Genomic DNA, 25437 nt, shown 5'->3' with positions numbered 1-25437 from the left:
TTGCTGAGACTCATAATTCCCCGTCGAAGCAAGGTGTTTTTTTTCTGATGGAGTGTTTTCAGATTAAGATGTCGGTATTTATTTAAAGATTCTCACCGTTTGTTTCAATCACTTCTTTATACCAGTAAGCAGAATCTTTAGGAATGCGTTTCAATGTATTATAATCACAGAACACCATTCCAAAGCGAGGATTGTATCCCTTTGCCCATTCAAAGTTATCCATAAACGACCACTGGAAATATCCGCGAACATCACAGCCATCTTCAGCTGCAGCCTTTAAGCCGCGAAGGTATCTGTGTAAGAAATCAATTCTGTTAGGATCGTGTACTTTTCCGTCCAGGCTTTCCCAGTCGTGGCAGGAAATGCCGTTTTCTGTAATATAAATTGGAAGACCAAAGCGTTTTGTAAAATGCTTTACACCCCACTCCAGAGCACGGTCATAGGTATCCCAGCCGATTTCTGTATGTGGAGTTCCGCGAGGTCTGTTATAACCATCTTCATATCTTCCCTGATAGATATTTTCACCAATAAAATCAATCTTCTGGCTGATAAGCTTCATATCTTCATCAGTTACCTTAGGAAAGATATCTTTACATTCATTTACAAGGTCTTCAGGATACTTACCAAACACAATTGGATCTGCCCAGTAAGAATCAGACCAGATAAAATAGGGCTTATGGCAGCTGAAGTAAATATCATAAGCGGTTGCAGCATCCATATCACCATTTGGAATACGTGGCATTGTTGCAAGAGTAATTCCAACCTTTGCATCTGGAGCAAGCTCACGAATGGCACGAACAGCCTTACCGTGAGCTACATGAACATTGTGACCGGCAAGAAGAAGCTCGCGTGTACCATACTTAAAGCCAGGAGCATGTGAAGCAGAAATATGACCACAGCCAAGGAAAACGGAAGGTTCATTAAAGGTAATATAGTTCTTTACTCTGTCACCAAATTTTGCAACTACTGCACGTGTGTATTCTTCGAACCAGTCCGAGATTTCTGGATTCAACCAGCCGCCTTTAGACTGAAGAACATAAGGAAGATCCCAGTGGTAAAGAGTTACAAATGGAGTAATGTTATATTTCAAAAGTTCATCAACAAGATTGCTGTAAAACTCAAGGCCCTTTTCATTTACCGCCCCACATCCATCTGGAATAACACGAGGCCATGCAATTGAAAAACGGTAAGCTTTAAGACCAAGCTCGGCCATCAGCTTTACATCTTCCTTGTAGTGGTGATAGTGGTCGCAGGCAATCTTTCCATCAGAACCATCTTCAATTCTTCCCGGTTCTTCGCAAAATACATCCCAGATAGACGGAGATTTTCCGTCTTCATTCCATGCGCCTTCTATCTGAAAAGAAGCGGTAGCTGCTCCCCACAAAAAATCTTTTCTAAAACTCATTTATTTAAGCTCCTCATTAATTGCCTGAATAATATCCGGGAAATACCAGGTCTGCTGTTCACGGTTATAAAAGCCGTAATGTTCATCATATTGATTATTCTCAACCTTCCAGACACCGTTATCCCAAAGGAAACAAGGCATTCCGTATGCATAAGATTCTTTAATAAAATCATGGAACCATTCAACACGGTCTTTCAGATTTTCTTTATTTGTTGCACCATATTCACCAATGTAAACTGCATAACCATCTGAAATAAAATGATCATTGAGCTTTTTAAACATTGAAGTAAACTCTTTTTTTACAGAATCTGAGTACTCTATAATTCCTGGTGACTCCATTGCAAAACTATATGGAGTGTACATATGAACTGAAACAATCAGACGGTCTTTGCTGTTATCATAATCTTTTGGCATTATGAATGTAGTTGCAAGAGCTGATTCCGGAGAAGCCTGCAATGAAGGAATTGCAACAAGGCGCTTTTTATTATTTCCATCACTTGCACGAATAACGTCCAGAATAGCCTGTTCAAGTTTTTTCAGATTATTCATAGCTTTGATTGAATCAATAGAAGCAGAATTATACCACCACTCTTCTGAAGTTCCACAAAGGCGTGGTTCATTCAAAACTTCAAAAACAAGATGTTCGTCATAGCCGTTATTAAAAGCAAGAGCAATCTGAGCCCAGATGTTGCAGACAAAGTCTGCCGAGTTCTCAAAATTCTCATCACTAGGATAGAATCCCGCCAGAGCCGGCATCTTTGCATTTTTATCGAAATTATCATGATGAATATTAATTACAACATACATTCCGTCATCAATTGCCCAGTCAACAATTGTCTTTACACGCTGCATCCAGGCAGGATCAATTGTATAATCTGAATCTACAATATGACGGCTCCAAGAAATTGGAATTCGCAGGGTTTTAATTCCAGAAGCAGCAAGGCCGTCTATCATAGCCTTTGTTGTAACAGGCTGTCCCCAGCTCACTTCTGAAGCAAGACCTTTTCCAGCAGTTGCATCAAGAGTGTTTCCAAGATTCCAGCCGGTTTTCATATCGCGCACAACATCAATTGCCTTGCGCTCGTTGAAAATTTTACTGCCGGTATCTTTTATTGCAATGCCGGTATTAAAGCGGATGCGTTCTGTAGCAGTGCTCGTAGTTTTAGATGAGCTTGAATCAGTTGAATTCACAGCCTTCAAAAGAGCCTGTGTCATAGGAGCAGCTTCTGCGTTCTGTTTTTTTTCAGATTTGCCGCTGCATGAAATAACTGCCGCAGCAAAACACAATAAACCGAGAATCTTAGTTGTTGTTTTAAAAGAAATCTTCATACCGCTAAATATAATAGAAGTATGAAGATTTTGTAAGTCAGAAATATCTCTTATCTGCTGAGCTTACGGTAAACAGTGCGCTTTGGAACTCCGGCGTCTTCACCAAATTCCTTGAGCTTCCATTCTGCGTACTCAGACCAGTTACCTTCAAAGAAGCGGACTTCAGAGTTGTTTTCGAAGGCAAGAATATGTGTACAGATACGATCGAGGAACCAGCGGTCATGGCTTACTACAAGTGCACAACCTGCAAAGTCTTCGAGAGCTTCTTCAAGGGCGCGGACTGTTTCTACGTCAAGGTCGTTTGTAGGTTCGTCGAACAGGAGTACGTTTCCACTTTCCTTGAGCATCATACCAAGGTTGAGGCGGTTTCTTTCACCACCAGAAAGTACACTTACCTTTTTATTCTGATCAGGGCCTGCAAAGTTGAACCAGCCGCAGTATGCGTGTGCATTTACTTCGCGAACACCACCTTCGAGTGCTCTACCCTTTTCGTCTACAGCACCAAGTTTTACGAGGTCTCCGCCACCGCCGAGAGTTTCGTAAACAGTCTTGTTCATATCAAGGCCGCTTCTCATCTGGTCTACGTAAACTAGTTTTACAGTCTGACCAACTTTGATAGTTCCTGAATCAGGCTTTTCACCGCCTTCAAGACCAGCTGCATCAACAATCATCTTAAAGAGAGTTGTTTTACCGGCACCGTTCGGTCCAACAATACCAACGATGGCACCAGCTGGAATATGAACGTTTAAGTTTTCGAACAACAACTTGTCGCCAAAAGACTTTGTAAGATTTTCAATATCAATTACCTGAGCTCCAAGACGAGGACCGGCTGGAATAGAAATCTGTGTATCCTTAAGCTGTTTTTTGCTTTCCTGAGCCATGAGCTCGTTATAGCGTGTGATGTGTTCCTTATGCTTTGCCTGGCGTCCCTTAGCACCCATGTGAATCCATTCAAGCTCACGCTGGATTTCCTTCTGGCGGGCAGATTCATTTTTATTTTCCTGGGCAAGGCGGGCATTTTTCTGTTCAAGCCAGCTTGAGTAGTTACCCTTAAATGGATAACCTTCACCACGGTCAAGTTCGAGGATCCAGCCTGCAACCTGATCAAGGAAGTAACGGTCGTGAGTTACGGCAATTACTGTTCCAGGATAGTCGTGAAGGTGCTTTTCCAGCCATGCTACTGTTTCTGCATCGAGGTGGTTAGTAGGTTCGTCGAGGAGGAGAATATCAGGCTTCTGAAGAAGGAGGCGACACAAAGCAACACGGCGGCGCTCACCTCCGGAAAGAACGTCTACAACCTGATCAGCTGGAGGACAGCGGAGAGCGTCCATAGCAAGTTCAAGGTTATTATCGAGGTTCCATGCATCGAGAGCATCGAGCTTTTCCTGAACCTCACCCTGGCGTGCACAGAGTTTATCGAAGTCTGCATCCGGGTCGCCAAAGGCTTCGTTTATTTTATCGAATTCTGCAAGAAGGTCTGTGATTGGTTTTACGCCTTCCTTTACAATTTCCATTACAGTTTTGCCGGCTTCGAGCTCTGGTTCCTGCTCGAGGTAACCGATTGTGTAGCCTGGAGCAAGTGAAGTTTCACCAGCGAAGTCTGTATCTTTTCCAGCAAGAATCTTAAAAAGAGAAGATTTACCAGAACCGTTAGGTCCTACAACTCCGATTTTCGCACCATAGTAATAGGAAATACTGATATCTTTAAGAACCACCTTAGTTCCATAAGAACGGGTAACGCGGTCCATTGTGTAGATGATTTTTTTGTCGTCGAAGGTTTTAGCCATAGTGCGGTCTCCTGTAAAATTATAGTCAGTTTAAGTTTACAGAAAAAAAGTGTTTTCAACAACCGCCATTCAGAAACTATGGATTGCTTCGCTACGCTCGCAATGACGGCAGTGGGATTATTCTACACCGTAACAATCGTAACCGGAGCTGCGAAGTCTATCGGCTACGTTACCGTTTTTATCTTCGCGCACAAGTACGATGTAATAGGTTGTACCGCTGGCACGAGTTTCTGTTGTTATGTATGAATCAAAACCTTTTGCTTTTACTTCATCAGCAAGAAGTTTTGCGTTGCTTTCAGTACGGAAAAGACCAAGCTGCCATTTTGTAAACTTGGCAGGTGCAGTAGTAACACTCTGAGTTGCTGTCTGCTTTGGTTCTTCCGGCATTGCAATGCTTCCTGTTCCCTGCTCTGCCTCTCCGCTCTTAGGAACAAAGAACCAGAAAGGAGTTGGTAAAAGCTGTGCATCGCCTTTTACAATAGAAGCTTCTATAGATTTTGGATAAAGCTTTGTGATTTCTTTTGAGTATGAAGTGTCGCCGGTTACATACCACAGAGTAAGAAGAACTGCAGGCTTTACGGCAGCCATTGAATCTACCTTAAGATAAGCCTGAAGCATTACTACAGGCTCCTGAATGCCCGATACATCATCTGCCTTACAAAGGGCACTCCACTGGGTATAAAGTTTTATATAAGCCTGAACATTTGCATTCTTTGAATTGCGAACTGCTGAATTAAGATAACTGTCTGCAGTTGCATAATCTCCAGAGCTCAGGGCACAACGAACTGCATCCAGAACAATCTGCTCGTTTGATTTTTTAGGCATTCCTTCTACATCGCCTGCGGCAATTGCGGCAGCCTGTGCATAGGATTTCTGGGCATCATCAAAATAAGCCATCTGCTCCTGAAGAGAAGCAAGAAAAATCCAGGTGGCACGTTTTTCTGCCTGAGAGGTCATTTTAGAAATCTGAGATTTAAGATAAGTAACTGATTCGTCTACGGAATTTTTTTTAGCAGCCTCTGCAGTTACAAAGGCAGCGGTAAGTTCTGCGGCAAAAATTGAAGTACAAAGGAAAAGTGAAAGTACAACAGTAATTATTTTCTTCATATTTATTGTATCGGAGGATTCTTCTTCGCTTCTTTAGCAGCCTTTTTGGCTTCTTCTTTTTCTCTTGCAAGGCGGAGCTTTTCTTCGGCACGGGCTTTCTTCTCAAGCTTTTTAGCAGCACGGGCTTCTGCATCACTTGGAGGAGCCTTCATTTTTGCAACAAGGATAAAGAGAAGGGCAAAAATAATACCAGCTCCAAAAGCAATCAGAGTAAGAACAGCAACTGGCAAATCTGTATAGGTTTTGAAAAACCAGAAGGTACAGAGATTTGAAAGGTTCATACCAATGAAAAATGCCATGAAAATTACTATTAACAATATCAAAATTAAAGTAACTACCATAAATCACTCCTATTGCAACTCGCCGCGGAAGGTATTTCCGCTGAGTTCTGTTATTTTTACATTAACAAAGCTGCCGATGCATGAACGGTCTGCCTTAAACGCAATCTTTTCATGCTGCTCAGTCTGGCCAAGAAGCTCTGTCTTATCATCACGGCTCACACCTTCTACAAGAACCATAACAGTGCTTCCAACACGCTTAGACATCTGCTCGTGAGTATGTTCCAGCTGAAGGTCAATTACTCTCTGAAGACGTTCCTTGCGAACTTCAACAGGAATCTGCTCCCATTTAGCGGCCGGAGTTCCTTCACGAGGATTATAATAGTACATCATTGCAGATTCATATTTTACCTGGCGCATAAGGTCGAGGGTAAGCTCAACATCTTCTTCTGTTTCTCCAGGGAAGCCCATCATAAGGTCTGTTGTAAGAGAAACTTCTGGAATACGATCTTTGATTTTCTGAACGAGTTCAAGATAGTGCTCGCGTGTGTAGCGGCGGTTCATCTTTTTAAGCACTTCCGAAGAACCGTGCTGAACCGGAAGGTGAATATGACGGCAGATTACGCTCTCTTTTGCAATAACATCAATAACATCATCAGAAAAATCCTTTGGATGAGAAGACATAAAGCGAACCCATTTAATAGGAGAATCTGTTTCTCTAAGATGATCTGCAATTTTCTGAAGCAGCTGCGCAAAGTTCACTCCATCATCACTATGATAACTGTTTACATTCTGGCCAATCAAAGTGATTTCGCGAACCTTCATCTTACCAAGCAAATCAATTTCATTAAGGATTTCATTTACAGGGCGGCTAAGCTCACGACCGCGAACATACGGAACAATACAGTAAGTACAGAAATTGTTACAGCCGTGCATAATAGGAACAAAGGTAGAGAATGCACCAGGCTCGGCAGATAAAGCCGCAAAACGGTACTGTTCTGAATCATCAATCTTATAAGGCTTTCTGCCCTCTTCTATAGCACTAATGATTTCCGAAAAATGATGTTTTGCGTAAGTTCCAACAACGTAATCAATAAAAGGATAATCTTTCTGGAACGACTGCAGCAATCTTTCTGCCATACAGCCCATAACAATGAGGGTAAGAGGCTTTGCACCATCACGAACATATTCAACAGCCTCTTCAAGCAGCTTAGTTTTTGCGCCAACTTTACATTCACGAACAGCTTTAAGACCGCTGAACCAGCCCAAACGGCCAAGAATTCTGTTTTCGGCTGTTTCGCGTATAGAACAGGTATTAATGATTGCAACATCTGCAGTCTGAGCAGATTCAGAAGCTTTCCAGCCTCTGGCAATAAAGAGCTGTTCTACTGCGGCAGATTCCGCTATATTCATTTCACAGCCATAGGTTTCAAAAAAATACGTACGCATATCACTGTATTGTACAAAAAAAATAAGAATTTATAAATATATCTTCAATACCTTTGCGTTAACTTTAGTTTTAATATATAATGAATTTAATGAGAAACCTAGTAACAATGAAAGATATAGCTGATGAGCTTGATATCACAGTTATGTCTGTATCAAAAGCGTTATCAGGTAAAGATGGAGTGAGCGAAGACTTAAGGGCCAAGATTCTTGCAAAAGCAGAAGAATTAGGCTACAAGAAATCTCAATCCTCAAATAATGATGACGGGTCTTCGCACAACATAGGCATTTTGATTGCAGAACGCAGTATGAATGCCAATGCTACCTATATGTCCCTTCAACAACCACTCATCACAAATCTTACACAGCTTAATTACTACGGAATCACAGAAATTATCTCAGATGAAACAGAACACCTGCTTATTCTTCCAAGAATCTTAAAAGAAAATAAGGTAAGTGCCTTTATAATTCTTGGTCAGATGAGTAAGGAATATGTAAATATACTTAAAGAAACCGGAAAACCATTCCTCTTCCTTGCACATATCTATGATGATGTAAATGAAGGCGGAATTATTACAGATAACCTTTATGCAGGCTTTACTCTTGCAAATTATCTTATTGATCAGGGCTGTAAAACCATAGGCTTTGTTGGAAACATTCAGTTTGCAGAAATCGTAATGGACCGCTACCTTGGAATTGCAAAAGCCCTGCTTCATCACGGACTGGATCTTCAGAAAGATCTTTTGATTCCGGACGTAACTGATTTTGGTGAAGAAATAAGCCTTATTCTTCCAGATAAAATGCCAGATGCCTTTATCTGTAACGACTGCCGAACAGCCTACAAGCTGATTCATAACCTGGAAGGCCTTGAATACAGCATCCCAAAAGATATTTCGGTAGCAGCTTTTGATGATGGTATTTTTGCTGACATTGGTATTCCAAAATTAACCACTTACAGTATCAACTACAACACAATGGCCCAGCTTGCTGCTGAAAGTATTGCCTTAAAGCTTGAAAATCCTAACTTCCATATTGGAAAAAAGGTTGTTCATGGTAACGTAGTTGTCCGTGATTCTGTTAAAAAACAAAATATTATAAACTAAAAAACCGGCTAACCAGAATGCCGGTTTTTTTATGCCTTCATCCGTTAAATCCCCTAAAAATTCACTTTAAGAATAGTAAAAACGTTTAATATGACTGTAGTCACACGGTTTTTGATTCTATGCACAAGAATTTCTTAAAAAAAGCGATAAAAATTCGTTAAAATTTGCATATTTTTAAACTTTTTTTAAATTTTTTCTTGACATATTACCAAGGTCATATTACTATAATCTTAGGTTAAGTAAAGTTAGCCTAAAGTTAAAAACAAATAGTTAAAAATAAGTAAAAAAAAGAAAAAGTATTAAAAAATTTATTTAAAAATGAATTAAAAACAAAATAAGTATTTAAAAAATTGTTTTTGGGTCTTTTGGTATTTTACGTATTAAATATGAGCCGTCAGGTGGTCTGACGGCTCTATTTTTTTATTCAGAATATTCTGCGAAGGCGTATGCGTTGTGATTGTGGATGCTTTCGTCGTTTTCTGCTTCTACAGAGAACTGTGTAAATCCCAGTTTTTTGAGTCCAAGATATACTTCGCGAACAACATCCTCTACAAAGCGAGGATTTTCATAAGCATGTTCAGTAACATACTTTTCATCTTTGCGTTTAAGAAGGGAATAAAGTGGAGTTGAGGCACAACTTTCGATTGTTGCAATAACATCTTCGATCCAGAAGAACTCTTTATACAAAAGACGTACGCTTACAATGCCTCTCTGGTTGTGTGCACCATATTCACTGATAGCTTTACTGCACGGGCAAAGGGTTGCAACCGGAACCTGGATAGAAATATAGAACTTACGGGTTCCATCTTCGCTAACCTCACCCTCATAAGAGCATTTATACTGCATAATTCCGGCAGCTTCAGTAACAGGAGCTTTCTTTTCTATAAAATATGGGAACTCTATGCGGCCAAAAGCCTTCTGAGCAGAAAGCTTTGTACGCATTTCTTCCAGCATGTCCAGAAAGTGATGCATAGAAATATCAGAATGATACTTATGGAACACTTCAATAAAGCGGGACATATGGGTTCCCTTGTAGTTATGCGGAAGATTTACAAATAAATCTACAGAAGCAGTGGTGTGCTGTTTTGTTGCTGTCTTATCAAGAACGACTACGGGATATTTTACACCTTTTACGCCGACCTTCTGAAGAGGTACGGCACGGGTGTCTTCTTCACTTTGAATATCAATCATTAATTTGCCTTTCTTTCTGCACTTTCGAGGGTATTCTGCATGAGCATTGCAATAGTCATAGGACCTACTCCTCCCGGAACAGGTGTGATAAATGAAGTCTTTTCCTTCAAATCATCAAAATCACAGTCTCCGATAAGACGGAAACCTGATTTTTTAGTTGAATCTGGAATGCGGTTTACACCAACATCAATTACAACCGCGCCATCTTTTACCATATCACCAGTAAGAGTGTGTGGATGACCACTGGCAACAACAATAATGTCTGCCTGGCGGGTAATTTCTGCCATATTTTTAGTACCTGTGTGGCACATTGTTACTGTACAGTTTACGTCTTTACATGCAAGAAGGATAGAAACCGGCTTTCCTACAATATTTGAACGGCCAATTACAACTGCATGCTTACCGCTTGTCTCAATTCCGGCCTTTTTAAGAAGAACAATGATTCCATGAGGTGTACAAGGAAGGAAACCAGGTCGGCCAATCATAAGATTACCAACGCTTACAGGGTGGAAGCCGTCTACATCCTTTTCAGGAGAGATTGCCATAATCACTTTTTCTTCATTAATATGCTTTGGAAGAGGCAGCTGAACAAGAATTCCGTGTACGCTGTCATCTGCATTAAGCTGGTCAATCAGTTTAAGAAGTTCTTCTTCGCTTGTGCTTTCTGGAAGATGTACTGAGCGGTCTACCATACCAACTTCTGCAAGTGCCTTCTGCTTTCCTGTAACATAGCTAACGCTGGCTGGATTCTCTCCTACAAGAATTACTGCAAGACAAGGGGCAATTCCCTTCTGTTTAAGTTCACTAACCTTCTGTGCAACTTCTGCACGAACATCTGCCGCAACCTGCTTACCGTCAATAATAACTGCGCTCATGTAACCTTCAAAGCTCCTTTCTGTTTTATTGATAAACTGCTATAAAATCAGTATATTCTTATAGTAACAAAATATACTGAAATAAAAAAAAGGTCGCAATATGAAACGCTTTATTTCCATATTATCTGTCATTCTTTTATTATCCGCTGCTGTTTTTGCAGATGAATATTATGACGATGATGAAGAATACGATGACGGATATGTTTACGAACAGAACGGAGCTGGAGACCAGTTCATTAAAATTGATTTAGGTGCTAACTTTCCATTAAATTTTGGATCTCAGTTATATGTTGGTGGACAAGTTTCTGTAGGTTATTACAGATTCTTGAATCAGTACTTTGCTGTGGGCGGAGATTTAGTTCTCGGCTACAACCTTTCTATCGGTAAAAAGCCATTGTTCTCTGTACCAGTTACTTTTGGTGTAATGTACCAGCCTTATGTAGGAAAGTTTGAGTTCCCTCTCATGCTGGATGTAGGTTTTGCAACACTTACCTGCCAGTCTATGACCTATTTCCCAGCCTTTACTGCAAAATTTACCGGTGGAGCCTTCTACAGATTCTCTGAATCATGGTCTTTCGGACTTTCTTCTACAACTTACTGGATTCCACAGTGGTTCTTATTTGAAAACCCAAAGGTTCACAAGGCAGATAATGGATTCTTCACAAGTGCCGGTCTTTCGGTACGCTACCACTTCTAAAACAGGATATAAAAATGAAAAAAATAGCTATATTAACATTAATGACTTCACTTCTTCTTTTTACAGGCTGCTGGAGTCCAATATATGAAGCAATCCGCGAAGATGTAAAACCAGAAGATCCTACAGTTTCAGGAAACATTGGTACAATCACAAGATATACAGCCGGCGGAACAGAATATCTTTTCCTTGCCGCAGATGACGGTCTTCGCTACAAACAGAAGGATAAAAACTCTCACGGAGAATGGGGCACATACAGCATTCCTTTTGGATTGCACAGCTATGATTTTGATTCTTCAAGTCATTCTGGAGAGCAGATTCTTTCTGTACTCGCAAACAGCACTACCCTTTACCTTGTAACTGCTGTTTATGAGCACACAAGCACAGAAGGTTTGTCTTATCCTTCAAATATTAAGCTTTGGGGAAAAACAGACGGAAATGACAGTTGGACTCTTATTACAGAGAATAATTCAGATCTCTTCCCTGTTACTTATAACTCATCTTCAACTTATTATGATTCAAACTTCCGTGTATTCCAGACAAATGCACCTCAGAAAGCACACCGCGAAGCATTTATCAGAGCTTATGATTCAGAAAACAGTGCTTATAAGTACTATAAGCTCAACGGTTTATCAGTTCCTGCTGAAATCACAATTGCTACATCTTCTATTATTGATCCAGAGCCTTCTTCTGATGAGGGATATACTCCTGTAGCAAGTTCTGCAGCATATTTTAATGGTGAAGTAAAGTTCTTTACATCTCCAGTTTCAACAACAAATGAAACCTATACAACTGATGCTACTTACTGCTATTATACTAATGGAGACAGCAGTATTTATTACACAAATGGTTCTACTACTAAAAAGTCAGATACTTCTGGTGATACTGTAATCTCTGCTTTGGCAACCTGCGCAGACTCTATTCTTGTTGGCTATGGTAAATCAAGCACAGGAACTTCCGGTGGAATAGACAGAATACTTTTGACAGATGGAGTTCCTGGAGCAATTGCAGCTTTTGAAACAAACGCTCAGTTCCAGATTACAAGTTCTTATATGGTTCTTGCTCTGGTAAATGCCAGCCCAGAAAAGAAAGAAATAGAAAGCAGTCTTTATGCTTCTATCACCTTTGCCGGCGCCTCATACAACTTTGATAACGTTGGCCTCTGGTCATACTACCCTGAAAGAGGTAACTGGAACCGAGAGTAAGCGGCGAGACTATGAGAGTCGCTTAAAAATCGAAGGAGAGATATGTCTGAAGACTCTTTATTCGAACAAATCAAACTAACTCAGGAACCTCTTGCGGCCCGTATGAGGCCGCGAAATCTTGATGAATATATCGGCCAGGACCACATTGTTGGAAAGGGCCGTCTTTTACGCCGCGCCATTGCGGCAGATCAGCTTACATCGGTTATTTTTTATGGACCTCCGGGAAGCGGTAAAACTACCCTCGCCCGCGTTATTGCAAATCATACAAAATCAAACTTTATTACATTGAATGCCGTACTTACCGGCGTTCAGAATATCCGCGATTCAATTAAACAGGCAGAAGATTACTATAATCTTTACAGCCGCCGTACAATTCTGTTTGTAGACGAAGTTCACCGCTGGAATAAAAGCCAGCAGGACGCACTTTTGCCATGGGTAGAAAACGGCACAATCATTTTGATTGGCGCTACTACTGAAAATCCTTTTTTTGAAGTAAACAAGGCTCTGGTTTCTCGTTCACGTGTATTCCAGCTTAAGCCGCTTACCTATAATGACCTTGAAAAAGCCGCTCATCAGGCTTTGAGCGATGTTGAGCGCGGTTACGGGCACTGGAAGGTTGAGTTTGAAGAGGGTGCTCTTGAACATCTGATTGAAACTGCAAATGGTGATGCCCGTTCCCTTTTGAACGCTCTGGAGCTTGCAATTGAAACAACTCCGGAAAAGTGGTCGCCGTATACAGATCCTCCGGTTCCAGCCTATGGAACTAAGATTTATATTTCTAAAGAAGCCGCCGAGGAAAGTATTCAGAAAAAGGTTGTGTTGTACGACCGCGATGGCGACTATCACTATGATATTATCTCTGCCTTTATAAAATCTCTGAGGGGACGCGACCCGGACGCAGCCTGTTACTGGCTTGCCCGAATGGTTGCTGCAGGCGAAGACCCTCATTTTATTTTCCGCCGCATGCTTATTTCTGCTTGTGAAGATACAGGACTTGCAGATCCGAATGCTATAAGCGTTGTAGAAAGCTGTGCACAGGCCTTTGACCGCGTTGGTATGCCTGAAGGACGTTACTTCCTTGCACATGCGGCGCTGTATCTTGCTACTGCACCTAAATCTAACAGCAGCATGGCCTTTTTTGATGCGCTTGCCTCAGTTGAAAAAGAAGATGCCGAGGTTCCAAATCATCTTAAAGATAACAGCCGTGATGCAGAAGGCTTTGGACACGGAGCGGGCTATCTCTATCCTCACGCATACCGCGACCATTGGGTTGCTCAGCAGTATCTGCCAGATACCTTGAGCGGACGAGTTTTCTATAATCCAAGTACACAGGGCTACGAAGCAACTATCAGAGACGGTGTCCTTTCTCGCCGCGAGCTTCAGATTGCGGCAATTCTTGAAAAGGCACAGACTCACGAACAGTATACTTCAGATGAACTTGCATCTTCTCCGGAGACCACCGGTTCTATAAATATTTTTACAGCCAAGAAAACTTCTGGCGACGACATGGAAAAATCAGAATATGGAGAAAATCCTATTTCTGAATGGTGGATAAACGAGCACTTTAAGGCCGGAAACACAAAGAAGGAAGAAAATCTTACCTTCAGTCCTAAAGACCCGGCAAAAGAGGTTGTTCTGGACCGCGCAGACCGCTTCTGGCGGCAGCGTCTTGATTCTAACCGCGCCGAGGTTCTGCTTGGAATCCGTGACACAATGACTTCTATGGCAGATTTGCTTCGCCATCACCGTTCGCTCATCTGGAATGCAGACAGCGGCCTTCTTTTGTGGGAGATTGCAAGAAAGACTCCGGAAGGCGTTACCTGTGGCGTTTGCCGTACAGAAAAAGGCATGCAGATTCTCGAGCAGTACGGCCGTACACTCGGAAGCCTGGACCGCCCTATTCTTCAACACCGCGGCGATTCAATTTCAACAGATTTCCTTACTCAAAAAGATTTCTATAATATTCTGGTAAAGTTCCAGTACAACGGAGCAGTATTTGACCGCATGTTCTTTACAGATCCGTTTGCGAGCGAGCCTTCTATTATTGCTCTCTCAGATGCACTGGCTGGAATTATGACTCCTCAGAAGGATGCTGAGGGAGATAACGAGAATATTACTCATATGCCTTATACAGACTTGGACAAAAATGATGATAAGGCTGGTGAAGAGTTTTCTTATGAATGCCCTCTTGCTGCGGGCTGGAAGGTTGTAATTTCGCAGAGGATTCCTTGCCACGGACAGCGCATCAGCGAGCTTGTACGTAAGCAGGTGTTATCACCGGAAAGCCTTGGTCCATTCCGCGAAACAATAGATAAAATGGAAGCTGCAGAACAGGAGTTCTTTGGCGACAGAGATAATCCTCTTTTCTCATGGGACGGAATCTACATCGCGAACATTTTCCGTAAGCGCGGCTTCACCGTGCGCGTTGCCTCTCAGGTATTAACCGAAAAGCGCCGTATCACCCCAGCCGAGATTGAAAAGTGGTTCACCCCAGAAAGCTCTGCCTACGGCGCCAAAATGAGCGAAGCCTGCGGCAACGCCGAGCTACAGAAAATCGTAAACCTGCTGCTGGCAGCCTGCGACCGCACAATCTTCGAATGGAAGAGCGAGATCGCCTTCTTTACGATAGAAAAGTAGAGTTTTGTTTCATGGGAATAATAACTGTATCAAAATTTAACACAGATAAGTTTTAATTATCTGCTCGAGTTGTCGAGTATTGAGTGGGCTGTGCTGTGACTCCGATGAAATATCTGGCCACCTTTTAGTTCCAAAGGGTATTCATAACGATACGGTATATACAGACGGTTGAGAGTATCGGCAATTATAATCTCGGACTTGGAACGTACTCTTTCACCACGGACAGTTGTAAAGCCGGGAGCTTCGTCGGGAAAGGAGCGTCCTTGCCAGCTTACGTTCTGCCATTCTTCTGTGTATTGGGCGTCGGTGAGCGTAACTGGCACAATAAGCTTCTGCCGTGTACTAATCATCCTGGAATAAAGCTGTTCTATTTTCAACTCTGAATCAGGTTTAGAAAGTGAAATATCTATAAGCTTATCGAGCGCGCGCACCTGAGCTTGAAGTATTTTTATGAGTTTGAGGTCATAATCCTTTTGCGCCAGTTTTTTAATGAAAGAAATCTGTGCGCGCGGAATGTAGGTACCATTAAAATCCTTGGGATTGGTTATGTGATAGAACTGTGGAGGCCGTCCATCAACAGGGTGCATAATTTTCAGATGCCCCTGCGGGGCTGTTTTTTGAGATTTTTGTTTTAAATCCAGAACTTTCTGCAGTTATTGTCGACGCGATTGTAACTGTTTTGTAAAAGTGTCTGGAGATAATAGTTCTTTTTGCATTATTCCTCCTGTATGAGATGCTGAAACAAGTTCAGCATGACAATGATTGGTTATTTAACTACCTTTTTTGTGTTTTTAGCTAATAGATTTCGAAAAACATACAAATCTATTGGCTAGATATTTCCGTTTATTTTGTGCCTATTTCGTACGCAGCCAATATATTTACTATTTCTTGTAATTCTGTTGGCTAATACTGCCACGATTTACATACATTTTGCTATATTGAAGTGACGAATCACCAAACAACAACTGAACAGAGCCAATAGAATTGTTATTTTTTGAGTTTCTATTAGCTCCAATCACATCTACATCATTTTCACGATTAATATACAGCCAACAGAGATTGTATTATCTCAACTTCTATTGGCTCTCTCACACATTTCTTACAATTTCCTATATATATAATTGCTTTAATATGACGTTTTTGACAAAAATTCCCAAAAAAAAGTTTACAAAAATCAATTTTTTTTTCATACCCCTTGTACCTCTTGACAGAATCAGCAAAATTTGGAAAATAAAAGTTATGAAATTCAATGCTTTAGTCAAAGTCGTAGCAGTCCTCGTCGTTGTGGTTAATAAATAACCAGAGAGTGAATGTTATATACTTTGTGATAAGCAAAAATATAAGAAAAGCTCTCCGGTTCGGGGAGCTTTTTTTGTTTTCCGCCGGGGAGCTTTTAAAGGATAAGCTAAAAAATTGCTTTCGCAATTTTTTTTAACGCTTTTCGATTCATCACCGGCCGCCTACCGGGCGGCCTTACTCAGGAGTTACAAATGAAACACACAGGCGCACAAATCATTGTTAAGTTACTGGAAATGTATGGTATTGAAACTGTAGCAGGAATTCCGGGAGGTTCAATTCTCCCTCTCTACGACGAGCTCAACCGCTCATCAATCCGACACGTCCTTGTGCGCCACGAGCAGGCAGCCGGATTTATTGCACAGGGTATGGCCCGTTCAACAGGTAAACCAGCCGTTTGTCTTGCAACTTCCGGCCCGGGCGCAATGAACCTTCTTACAGCAATTGCAGATGCCCGCGCAGACTCAATCCCAATCATCGCAATTACAGGCCAGGTAAATACAAGCCTTATCGGTACAGATGCTTTCCAGGAAGCCGATACTTTCGGACTTTCCTTCCCAATCACAAAGCATTCAATTCTTATCAAAACTCCTTATGAACTGCTCGAAGCAATTCCTAAGGCATTTGAGATTGCTACAAGCGGACGTCCGGGACCAGTTCTCATTGACGTTCCACGCGACGTTCAGCTCAAGGAATGTGATTTTGACACCTGGCCGGACATTAAAAAAATCCGCCTGCACGACATCCGCTTCCACACTCCTATTGATGAATATTCAGAGAAGATGGGAAAGATTACAGAAGCTCTCGCAAAGGCTAAACGCCCGGTTCTTTACTGCGGTGGCGGCTGTGACTCAGAAGAAGCTGCTAGCGGAATCAAAGCTTTCCTTCAGAACTACAGACTTCCTGTTGTAACAAGTCTTATGGGACTTGGCTGCGTTCCAGAAAGCTCAGAGCTTTTTATCGGAATGGTTGGTATGCACGGAAGCCACGCCGCTAACGTTGCAATGCACGATAGTGACCTTGTAATTGCTGCCGGCGTACGTTTTGACGACCGCGCAACAGGTCTTGTAAATCAGTTCTGTCCAGACGCTAAAATTATTCATATTGATATCGATGCTGCCGAAGTTGATAAGATTATCGAATCTAATATCTCTGTAGTTGCAGATGTTGAATCTGTATTCCCTGTAATTGCTCAGCTTGTTAGTGAAAAGAAAATCAGCTCAGATGAAGGCTGGCTTAAAAAGATTAATAAGATTAAGAAGGAATGCCACTCGGTAGAATGCGGCCGCCCAAAAGGCGAGAAGCTTGCTAACCCTCGCGACATCATTTCTAAAATCCCTCAGCTGGCGGCCACTGCCGGCCTTGCTCCAGACGGACTTATCGCAACAACAGACGTTGGACAGCACCAGATGTGGGCTGCACAGTACTACCCTGTAGAACGTCCGCGCAGCTTCCTCACTTCCGGAAGTCTTGGAACTATGGGCTTCGGTCTCCCAACAGCTATCGGAGCTGCAATTGCAAACCCGGACAAGCGTATTGTTTGCTTCAGTGGTGACGGCTCAATCATGATGAACGTTCAGGAAATGGCAACTCTTGCAGAACTTAATCTGCCTGTAACAATCATTGTTTTTGAAAACGGAACTCTTGGTATGGTTTACCAGCAGCAGAAGTTCCTTTTTGATAAGAACTACAGCGCTTCTGTTTTCGGACGTTCTCCAGATCTTCTTGCAATTGCCCGTGGCTTTGGAATTGAAGCAGTTGATGCAGACAGCGACGCTGAATGGTACATGAAAGCCTTTGACGCAAACCGCCAGAACAAGCCTTGCTTTGTACGCGTAACAGTAGACAGCGAAGAAAACGTATTGCCGTTCGTACCGGGCGGCAAGGCTAATATTGATTCGATAAGAGATTAGTACGCGGCGACAACGGGAAAAATATGTCACTCAATTGTAATGAAATAAATCTTATTCTCAACGAGCTCAACCTTGAAGGCGCCTTCATTCAGGATATAATTCAGCCGGGGTATGATACACTGGCGCTTTATACTTATAAGGAAGGGAACGCTAAGACTGTGCTGATTTGTACAGCGCAGAACTCGGTGCGTCTCAACGAGACCAGACGAAAGATTACAAAGAATGACAAGCCGCTGCGCTTTATGGAATTTCTGCGGGCACGAATTAAAGGCTGCCGCATAAACTCGGTAACTCAGCTTGGTTATGAACGAGTGATCAAAATGGAACTCAGCCGCCTTGTAGAAGAAAATCCTAAATCTGCAGCTAAAGGCACTGTTCACATTTCGCTTGTAAAAAAGCCTATGCTCAGCAAGGATGAAATTGAAGCACAGAATGGCCCGGAAGAAATCGAGGAAAATTATATTCTTTATATAAAACTCTGGAACAATGCTGCAAACGTTCTGCTCTGCGACACTGACGGCACAATTCTGGAGCCTATGTTCAGAAGACCGGAACGCGGTGAAGTTAAAGATCAGAAGTTTGTAGTAGAAATCCGCGAGCAATCTGAAGATGAAGTTGCCATAAGGTTCCCGGTTAGGGAATGGAAAGACCATCAGGCCGGGGGCGTTGCGGGGGTGTCCCCCGCAGAAGGGGTAGCGGAAGACGGCGAAGCCGGCTGCAGCGAGGGGAAGACTTTCCCCTCCTTCAACGCCTACATCGACTGGTGGTACTCGGAACATTCCGACACCCTCTCGCGCGAGTCGCTGCTGGAAAAAGCGGAAAAGTGGTATAACCAGACTCGCTCGAAAAAAGAGGCGGCGCTTCATAACCTTGAAGCAAAGCTGGAATCTTTTAAGAACGCAGACCAGCTCAAACATCAGGGAGACCTCATTCTTTCGTTCGGCTATCTGATTGACGGCAACAGCAATTTTCTTGAGTGCGAAGATTACGAGACCGGTAAGACTGTGCGCCTTATGATTGACCAGAAAAAATCGGCACAGGACAACGCTGCTGAATATTATAAAAAATACAAGAAGGCAGTTTCTGGCTCTGAGGATCTTGTTCACGATATTGAGATTGCAAAAAAACAGATTGAAAAACTTGATGCACAATATGAAGAAATCAAGAACGAGAAAAATCCTGTAAAGATTGAACAGCTGCTCCGCCGTGATACAACACCAAAACAGCAGCAGAAGAAAACTCACCCTGGTTTGGATTACACCGTAAACGGCTGGTACATTCTTGTGGGGCGCGATGCAAACGAAAACGACGAGCTGCTTCGCCATCATGTTCGCGGCGACGACCTTTGGCTCCACGTGCGCGATTTCCCAGGCGGCTACGTTTTCATTAAAGCACGCAAAGGAAAAACTGTTCCTCTGGATATTCTTCTGGATGCGGCAAACCTCGCCGTGTACTACTCAAAGGCCCGCAACGCCGGCAAGACAGATCTCTACTACACTCACGTAAAATATCTGCGCCGCGCAAAGAACGGTCCGAAAGGTCTTGTACTTCCGACACAGGAAAAAAATCTCTGTATCACTCCGGACAAGGCACGGCTTTCCCGTCTTGATTCATTACACGCAGAAGGTCAGTTATGAAAAACCGCCCCCACTCCACACGTACAATTCACAAACCACTGAGCCACTACTCTGCGGTTGCGCCGTTCTTTTATATGCCGCTTAATCCATATACAGCGCGCAACGCATGGAAATATATTTTTACAATCTTAAGAGATTTTTTCATTCTTCAGCATCTTCAGAAATTTCATTTTACAAAACGCCGCATCATAAATGTTGATACTGATATTGATGATAAGATTCCGTTTGTTCCTCAGCGTGTTTTTGCGTACCTTGGCTTTGTAGGATTTTTTGTCCGCCCAATGGATATGCTCAAGCGCCGTCTTGGAATTAAAAAAGCTGCACCGTATCTTTGTCTTTATCTGAAGTTTCTTACCAACGTTTACAAAAACGCATCATCAATTTATCGCTTTACAATGACAACTACTACCCGTCCACGATATCTTAAAACTCACAACTTCAGAACAATTCATTTTTTTGATCCGCACCTTTTGTGTGTACCAAGTATTCACGTTGCAATTTCTGCCGGAGTGCTTGCCTGGTTCCGCCAATTTTTTAAGCTCGGACTTTTTGATGAAGAAGAAGTTCAGGCATTTACAGAAGAGCTTCAAAAGCAAGCTGTTGCAATTGTAGAGAGTGTTCTCTTTGTAAAACAACACAGCGTAAACTGTATTCCGCTTGCCCTGTACATGCTCTCTTCTACAATGAATAAATCTTTCTTTTCGCCAAAAGATGCAATTGATTTTATTGATAAACTTTTTGTGACAGCCACAGAAATTGATGAGGCAACCCGCGCAGAAATAATCGACTACTTTTATTATATGTACGACAGGGCTCTGCTCGAAAGTAAATATTCTTCAAACTGGCAGCTTTGCATTCAGCACTGGCTGGACGAGTTTGCAGAGTCTAAAAAAATTTAACACGGCCGCCAATAGTCATTGAAATACCCGGCATTGCATAGCCTTCCACAGACTGGTACTGCCAGTTCAAAAGATTGTCCACTTTCACATACGGCGTAAAGCGTTCTTTTATAGGCGCAGTCTCTGCCGCAAGATTTACAAGCACATAAGGATTAAGATAATAAAGATTCATATTGTCTGTGTAGCGACGTCCGGTATAGGTGGCGCTCAAAGAAATCTTTGCAAGCTCAAAGTTCCATGTTGTTGTAAGATTGCAGATTAAATCCGGAGTCCACATAATCCGCTTGCCATAAGTGTATTTATTTTCTTTGTCCAGAAGGCAGTTATAAAGATATTCACCATTTACAGCCACAGTCCAGAACTTATTAAAGAACGAGGCATCTGCATTAAAATCTACACCAAGATAAAAAGCGCTCGAAAGATTTTCTGTTGTTCCACTGCCCCACTTAATTTTGTCTTTATAATAATCAGAGAAAACTGTAATGCCACCGCCAAGCACAGACTGTCCGGCACGCACACTGCTTACCGCAATACCAAGATCTGCACCCCAGCCGCTTTCAGGCTTTAAGTTCGGGTTACCGTGAAAGCCACCACCTTCCCAGAAAAGGTCATCCATGTTCGGAAACTGCACCATGCGGTAAACGTCTGCACTCACACGGAACACACTGGCTTCCCTTCCCTGGCTTTCCCACGCCGCACCTATTTTAGGAACAAAGGCAAAGTTTACCTTATCATCATTCATACAAACTTTAACAGCAAGCGGCGTGCTCAGACTCCAGCCACCGCCCGCAGCAAATTTTGTAGTTTCTTTAAGGACTCCGGAAAACTGAATGTGCTCTCCATCATTCGTAGAATCAAGTTTAGTAACATCTGCGGAAAATCCTGCGGTCTGCTGAATACGCCCACCCGCAAGAGATGTAAAATCCAGAGTTCCAGTATATTTTGCAGTATTAATAAAGTGGCTGCTGTCTTCACTGCCGCTGTCATTTTTATAAAAGCGATTATTGCAAAGCCATGCCACGCTGTTTTTCAAATTAAAAAGTCCGCCGGCAATAGCGGGATTCCAGACCGTAACAGAAAGATTATTATTGTAATCACGCTGAAGCCCCTGATCTTTAGAGTTCACCGGCCCCGGTGTATTTTTGTGTCCACCGTAAAACAACTCTCCTATCGAAAGGTAGTTTCCATCACCAAAATAATGAGTCACATAAGTAGCAGCATGCCCGTCAATCACCTGAGCATTTTCTTCAGACTTCCAGGTGCCGTTCTTTCCCCAGTAAAGGCTGCCATCTTTACCTGTCGTTACAAGACCGCCAAACGCACCGTCCAGCAAAGAACTTGTTTCCGACAGCTTGTACATGTATCGGTTCGTTGCATAGTTGAGAGTTCCACTGGCATTCATAAAAGTATTTTCGCCAAGCCGCCCCTCAAAGGCAAGTTTTTGAAAGGCAGAATCCAGCGGCCGTTCAGAATTAAAAAAAGTTTTAAAAGCGCTGTCTGCACTAAGAGTGTTTTTCAGCTCCAGCTTTTTCATAGTGATGTAAATCACCCCACCAACCGAACCTTCATCTTCCACGCCCTCAGTAAAACCGCCGCGCACAATTTCAATTTTTTCCACCGCATTCAGATTCACAGACGCAAGATCAAAAGTTCCGTACTGCGCATTATTCACACAGATTCCGTCAATCACAACGCGTACCGTCTCGTCCGTAAAACCGCGTACACTCGCCTTGCTCTCCAATCCGTACGGCCCATAAGAAAGCATCTGAATACCGCAGCGTTCCACCAGCTCCGCAACACTCTCAAAATGCGCCGCCTCAATTTCCTCCGCCGTAATCACAATCTTCTGCTCCACCGCCGCCGGAATATAAGTCGTCACCTCCGGCAGCCGAATCTCGGCCCCCTCGCCAAAACAGAGAAAACTAAAACTGAGAATTGAAAGAATAAAAAAACGGTGTTTCATGAATTTCAAAATACAGGAGGGGGAAGTCTCCCCCTCGCCCGCACGTTGTTGCGGGCTACCCCCTCTGCGGGGGGGCAAAACAAACAGAGATCGTTGCCCCCGCAACGCCCCCATAACTTCATTAATATTATTATTGAACCTTTAATGCCTTTGTTAATTTTCCTGTATTACAATCTTCTGATTGATAATCATATTGTTCAGGACATTTTGACAATGAAGATTCAAGTGGAATATTAAATTTTACGTAATCTTTAGAATTATTAATATAATACCATACACTACATAAATAGTTTACTGAATTATTCTCAACTAAATATGCAACTCTAAGAGGAAGTCCATTTCCACCATTAGACCAAATAGCTGCATCTACAATATTATATATAGTATCATTCCATTGAATTTTATTCTCAGTTATAATCAAACATCCTATATTTTCTTCTGAATAGGTTCCTCTTATTGTATATATGCTGTCTGCAGGTTTATCAGTCAACGCAAGATAAAACTCATATTCAGTAAGACTTGGCTTATAATTATCAGAAAGTTTATAAACATATGAATCTTCAATTCCAGTAATAGCTTTTGTACTATACCACCAGTAATCTGCAAGTTTATCTTCTGGAAGATTAATTTTTGAATTAATCTGAAAAGTATCTAATATTTCTTTCCAGCTTTTATCTGTTGGTAAATCTGACTCATATTCGACAGAATAAATCAAATCTCCTTTATCTACACAACACCAGCCTGAAGAATCTTTTGAAGGATTTCCAAAATAGAATTTATACGAGTATTTGATCTTGGAAGTTTCTGGGCCAATAAATGTATCTTGCATATCCATCTCAGAATGAAGTGCTTCATATGGAGTATTTTTCCATTCAGAAGACCATTTTATTGTCCATACGGATCCAGGATTTGCTGTAAGAGTCATATGAGACCAAAACAATCCTTGTTTCGAAATAAAAGGTTCATTACCAGTAATACCTGGATCAATAGATCCTGATGCATTCTTTTGTGATGAATGAGCAAGAAGGAAATCATAAGTTTTCTCTGCTTCATTATAGGTTGTACCAAGAACATTTGCATTCCAATAATGAGAGTCATCCTTATTGATATTTATTTTTGCTCCAATATTTAAGGTGTATTGTTTTGAATCAAGTGTATAACTTCCACTGAAATTACTTAAATAATCTGTGGAAAGGGGTGATATCTTAGAAATATCAAAAAGACTTGCAGTTACACCTTCATAAGACACAAGATTTGTAATACAAAGAATATCACTTTGTATTGAAAGTCTCTTCCTTTCATCAACACCAATTATAGCTGCAGATTTTTTTCCTATTTCACGAATATTCTCTGACCAAACAATTTCTGCTTCATAAGTTGTATTACCTTTTGATTTAAGTTGGATCCAAAGTTTTGTATTTAATCCATTTTCAAAATAATTCATATAAAGGTTTTCGCCCTCTGTAGGAAAATCTACCCGAGAATCTCCCGAAAACCATGCACTTCCATTTAAATTAACTGGCTTAAGAATTGTTCCTGTTTTTTTAATATTATCATCTGTATTACTATTTAATTCTTCATCAGACATTGCACAGGAATTTAGAAAAAATATAGTAACAAATAAAACTGTTAATATATGAAGAAAATTTTTTATATGTTTTCTCATTTGTTTTCCATAAAAATGATTTGATTTAATGATAGTTTTTTTAGAATTTAAAACTGTATCGAAACCTATTTCAAAATATTTAGTTTAGTTTCGATACAGTTTTTGAAACTCACTTTCATTATTTGTAATAATTTATTGTAGATATCAGAATGTATTATTGCAAAATGAGATTATTCAGACACTCTTGTAAAAGGTGTAGAAATACCTGCAAAATATCCAGAAGTCTTAAAATATTTTGCTACACACTCTTCCAATGTCGAAGCAAACTGTTGATCCGTGTAATCAGCATCACACATCTGTACAGAATTTTGTGTTAATTTCTGATATGCAATTGCTCCCCATTTTCCGGTAACATCAACATCACCAATTTGCCATAGATTTATTGGCTGTGAAAACTGAAAATATATATACCCTTCGTCTTCAGCTGTTTCTTTAATATATACAGTACTTTCATGTAAATTATAATATGATGCCAACTCAACAAAATCAGTTTTTATCTGACAATCGTAAGTCGTAAATGCATTCCAAGAAGGATAATCATCTTCCCACTTACCAACAATACCATCATCTTCTGATAAAAGTCTTACATTCTCTGGAAGCTTTTCTTCTTCCGGTTGCTGTTTACATCCAGCGAATGACAACACTGCAACAAACATCATTGCTGCAAAAAGACGAGAAAATTTAATGTTTTTCATTAATTCCTACCCGGGAACCGAGACTGCGCAGTTCCCAAAAAAGAGAGATATCCTTTCATACGAAAGGCGTGTACCAAAGTTTCCGGGCTGGCAGTATCACAAATGAAGCCTTCCCAGGAGGAAGTCCCAGTGGCTGTAATTATTCGTGTGGTATATAACTATGGTTTCGATACGCCCCTGAGGGGCTACTCAACCACCGTGTATATTGTTACCGGCTGCATACCGTTGCGCATTCAGCTCAGGCTTTGCACCTGATTCCATTGAAATACACGGGGAGAATATATCATAAAGAGGAAAAAATGTCAGTATAA

General features: G+C 41.6%; 19 protein-coding genes and 1 riboswitch. Of the genes, 7 read left to right on the top strand and 12 right to left on the bottom strand.

Going from position 1 to position 25437, the window contains the following annotated elements; all coding sequences use genetic code 11:
• Positions 1 to 82: 82 nt before the first annotated feature.
• From BM161_RS07905 to miaB, 6 genes are all read right to left on the bottom strand, one after another.
• Positions 83 to 1405: a GH1 family beta-glucosidase gene (locus BM161_RS07905; protein WP_074931461.1), complete on the bottom strand. Its 1323-nt coding sequence runs from the start codon at positions 1403 to 1405 to the stop codon at positions 83 to 85.
• The gene (locus BM161_RS07900) at positions 1406 to 2734 is read right to left on the bottom strand and encodes a glycoside hydrolase family 5 protein (RefSeq protein ID WP_074931460.1); all 1329 of its coding nucleotides are present in this window, start codon (positions 2732 to 2734) and stop codon (positions 1406 to 1408) included. It lies immediately after the preceding gene.
• Between the two features lie 50 nt (positions 2735 to 2784).
• Positions 2785 to 4521, bottom strand: coding sequence for an energy-dependent translational throttle protein EttA (ettA, locus tag BM161_RS07895; protein ID WP_074931459.1), 1737 nt, complete (start codon positions 4519 to 4521; stop codon positions 2785 to 2787).
• Between the two features lie 117 nt (positions 4522 to 4638).
• A complete protein-coding gene (locus BM161_RS07890; RefSeq protein WP_074931458.1) occupies positions 4639 to 5628 on the bottom strand; it encodes an SPOR domain-containing protein in 990 nt (329 codons plus the stop codon).
• 2 nt (positions 5629 to 5630) lie between these two features.
• Positions 5631 to 5969: a LapA family protein gene (locus BM161_RS07885; protein ID WP_074931457.1), complete on the bottom strand. Its 339-nt coding sequence runs from the start codon at positions 5967 to 5969 to the stop codon at positions 5631 to 5633.
• A gap of 9 nt (positions 5970 to 5978) precedes the next feature.
• The gene (gene miaB, locus BM161_RS07880) at positions 5979 to 7355 is read right to left on the bottom strand and encodes a tRNA (N6-isopentenyl adenosine(37)-C2)-methylthiotransferase MiaB (RefSeq protein WP_074931456.1); all 1377 of its coding nucleotides are present in this window, start codon (positions 7353 to 7355) and stop codon (positions 5979 to 5981) included.
• A gap of 89 nt (positions 7356 to 7444) precedes the next feature.
• Here miaB and BM161_RS07875 point away from each other — a divergent pair, with 89 nt between their 5' ends.
• The gene (locus tag BM161_RS07875; protein WP_074931455.1) at positions 7445 to 8455 is read left to right on the top strand and encodes a LacI family DNA-binding transcriptional regulator; all 1011 of its coding nucleotides are present in this window, start codon (positions 7445 to 7447) and stop codon (positions 8453 to 8455) included.
• A gap of 420 nt (positions 8456 to 8875) precedes the next feature.
• On the opposite strand, the gene folE2 is transcribed toward BM161_RS07875, so the two are convergent.
• Together folE2 and folD are read right to left on the bottom strand one after the other, a co-directional pair.
• The gene (folE2, locus tag BM161_RS07870; protein ID WP_074931454.1) at positions 8876 to 9646 is read right to left on the bottom strand and encodes a GTP cyclohydrolase FolE2; all 771 of its coding nucleotides are present in this window, start codon (positions 9644 to 9646) and stop codon (positions 8876 to 8878) included.
• On the bottom strand, positions 9646 to 10521 hold the full coding sequence (gene folD, locus BM161_RS07865) for a bifunctional methylenetetrahydrofolate dehydrogenase/methenyltetrahydrofolate cyclohydrolase FolD (protein WP_074931453.1): 876 nt from the start codon (positions 10519 to 10521) through the stop codon (positions 9646 to 9648). Before folD ends, folE2 begins: the two co-directional genes overlap by 1 nt.
• A gap of 100 nt (positions 10522 to 10621) precedes the next feature.
• Between folD and BM161_RS07860 the strand changes: the two genes are divergently transcribed.
• From BM161_RS07860 to BM161_RS07850, 3 genes are read left to right on the top strand one after another with little or no spacing between them, the layout of a single operon-like run.
• Entirely contained in the window at positions 10622 to 11218 is a 597-nt protein-coding gene (locus BM161_RS07860; RefSeq protein WP_074931452.1) for a TP0733 family outer membrane beta-barrel protein, read from the top strand.
• A 41-nt stretch (positions 11219 to 11259) separates the two neighbouring features.
• Entirely contained in the window at positions 11260 to 12420 is a 1161-nt protein-coding gene (locus tag BM161_RS07855; RefSeq protein WP_074931451.1) for a hypothetical protein, read from the top strand.
• A 42-nt stretch (positions 12421 to 12462) separates the two neighbouring features.
• On the top strand, positions 12463 to 15057 hold the full coding sequence (locus BM161_RS07850; RefSeq protein WP_074931450.1) for an AAA family ATPase: 2595 nt from the start codon (positions 12463 to 12465) through the stop codon (positions 15055 to 15057).
• Between the two features lie 56 nt (positions 15058 to 15113).
• Here the strand turns inward: BM161_RS07850 and BM161_RS07845 are convergent, their stop codons facing one another.
• On the bottom strand, positions 15114 to 15644 hold the full coding sequence (locus BM161_RS07845) for a hypothetical protein (RefSeq protein ID WP_074931449.1): 531 nt from the start codon (positions 15642 to 15644) through the stop codon (positions 15114 to 15116).
• Between the two features lie 903 nt (positions 15645 to 16547).
• Between BM161_RS07845 and ilvB the strand changes: the two genes are divergently transcribed.
• From ilvB to BM161_RS07830, 3 genes are read left to right on the top strand one after another with little or no spacing between them, the layout of a single operon-like run.
• A complete protein-coding gene (ilvB, locus tag BM161_RS07840; RefSeq protein ID WP_074931448.1) occupies positions 16548 to 18266 on the top strand; it encodes a biosynthetic-type acetolactate synthase large subunit in 1719 nt (572 codons plus the stop codon).
• A gap of 23 nt (positions 18267 to 18289) precedes the next feature.
• On the top strand, positions 18290 to 19903 hold the full coding sequence (locus BM161_RS07835; protein ID WP_074931447.1) for an NFACT RNA binding domain-containing protein: 1614 nt from the start codon (positions 18290 to 18292) through the stop codon (positions 19901 to 19903).
• The gene (locus tag BM161_RS07830) at positions 19900 to 20802 is read left to right on the top strand and encodes a hypothetical protein (protein ID WP_074931446.1); all 903 of its coding nucleotides are present in this window, start codon (positions 19900 to 19902) and stop codon (positions 20800 to 20802) included. The genes BM161_RS07835 and BM161_RS07830 overlap by 4 nt, the downstream gene beginning before the upstream one ends.
• Here BM161_RS07830 and BM161_RS07825 read toward each other — a convergent pair.
• The 3 genes from BM161_RS07825 to BM161_RS07815 all read right to left on the bottom strand — a co-directional run bounded on the left by BM161_RS07825 (position 20789) and on the right by BM161_RS07815 (position 25126).
• The gene (locus tag BM161_RS07825; RefSeq protein ID WP_074931445.1) at positions 20789 to 22765 is read right to left on the bottom strand and encodes a TonB-dependent receptor plug domain-containing protein; all 1977 of its coding nucleotides are present in this window, start codon (positions 22763 to 22765) and stop codon (positions 20789 to 20791) included. The two genes, BM161_RS07830 and BM161_RS07825, sit on opposite strands and share 14 nt — an antisense overlap.
• Positions 22766 to 22895: 130 nt before the next feature.
• Positions 22896 to 24353 (bottom strand): hypothetical protein, encoded by a 1458-nt coding sequence (locus BM161_RS07820; RefSeq protein WP_143090522.1) that lies wholly within the window; start codon positions 24351 to 24353, stop codon positions 22896 to 22898.
• Positions 24354 to 24601: 248 nt separating this feature from the next.
• The gene (locus tag BM161_RS07815; protein ID WP_074931443.1) at positions 24602 to 25126 is read right to left on the bottom strand and encodes a hypothetical protein; all 525 of its coding nucleotides are present in this window, start codon (positions 25124 to 25126) and stop codon (positions 24602 to 24604) included.
• Between the two features lie 78 nt (positions 25127 to 25204).
• Positions 25205 to 25385, bottom strand: a riboswitch (cobalamin riboswitch).
• Between the last annotated feature and the right edge of the window lie 52 nt (positions 25386 to 25437).

It is taken from the genome of Treponema bryantii, assembly GCF_900113965.1.
Classification (GTDB): Bacteria; Spirochaetota; Spirochaetia; order Treponematales; family Treponemataceae; genus Treponema_D; species Treponema_D bryantii_A.
This window is presented reverse-complemented; position numbering and strand designations above follow the sequence as displayed.

Coding starts and splice junctions, on each gene's coding strand:
- BM161_RS07890 (WP_074931458.1), bottom strand. CDS start 5,628: ATGAAGAAAATAATTACTGTTGTACTTTCACTTTTCCTTTGTACTTCA.
- BM161_RS07900 (WP_074931460.1), bottom strand. CDS start 2,734: ATGAAGATTTCTTTTAAAACAACAACTAAGATTCTCGGTTTATTGTGT.
- BM161_RS07830 (WP_074931446.1), top strand. CDS start 19,900: ATGAAAAACCGCCCCCACTCCACACGTACAATTCACAAACCACTGAGC.
- ilvB (WP_074931448.1), top strand. CDS start 16,548: ATGAAACACACAGGCGCACAAATCATTGTTAAGTTACTGGAAATGTAT.
- BM161_RS07815 (WP_074931443.1), bottom strand. CDS start 25,126: ATGAAAAACATTAAATTTTCTCGTCTTTTTGCAGCAATGATGTTTGTT.
- BM161_RS07825 (WP_074931445.1), bottom strand. CDS start 22,765: ATGAAACACCGTTTTTTTATTCTTTCAATTCTCAGTTTTAGTTTTCTC.
- BM161_RS07885 (WP_074931457.1), bottom strand. CDS start 5,969: ATGGTAGTTACTTTAATTTTGATATTGTTAATAGTAATTTTCATGGCA.
- ettA (WP_074931459.1), bottom strand. CDS start 4,521: ATGGCTAAAACCTTCGACGACAAAAAAATCATCTACACAATGGACCGC.
- folD (WP_074931453.1), bottom strand. CDS start 10,521: ATGAGCGCAGTTATTATTGACGGTAAGCAGGTTGCGGCAGATGTTCGT.
- BM161_RS07875 (WP_074931455.1), top strand. CDS start 7,445: ATGAGAAACCTAGTAACAATGAAAGATATAGCTGATGAGCTTGATATC.
- BM161_RS07845 (WP_074931449.1), bottom strand. CDS start 15,644: ATGCACCCTGTTGATGGACGGCCTCCACAGTTCTATCACATAACCAAT.
- BM161_RS07860 (WP_074931452.1), top strand. CDS start 10,622: ATGAAACGCTTTATTTCCATATTATCTGTCATTCTTTTATTATCCGCT.
- BM161_RS07850 (WP_074931450.1), top strand. CDS start 12,463: ATGTCTGAAGACTCTTTATTCGAACAAATCAAACTAACTCAGGAACCT.
- miaB (WP_074931456.1), bottom strand. CDS start 7,355: ATGCGTACGTATTTTTTTGAAACCTATGGCTGTGAAATGAATATAGCG.
- BM161_RS07855 (WP_074931451.1), top strand. CDS start 11,260: ATGACTTCACTTCTTCTTTTTACAGGCTGCTGGAGTCCAATATATGAA.
- BM161_RS07905 (WP_074931461.1), bottom strand. CDS start 1,405: ATGAGTTTTAGAAAAGATTTTTTGTGGGGAGCAGCTACCGCTTCTTTT.
- BM161_RS07835 (WP_074931447.1), top strand. CDS start 18,290: ATGTCACTCAATTGTAATGAAATAAATCTTATTCTCAACGAGCTCAAC.
- BM161_RS07820 (WP_143090522.1), bottom strand. CDS start 24,353: ATGTCTGATGAAGAATTAAATAGTAATACAGATGATAATATTAAAAAA.
- folE2 (WP_074931454.1), bottom strand. CDS start 9,646: ATGATTGATATTCAAAGTGAAGAAGACACCCGTGCCGTACCTCTTCAG.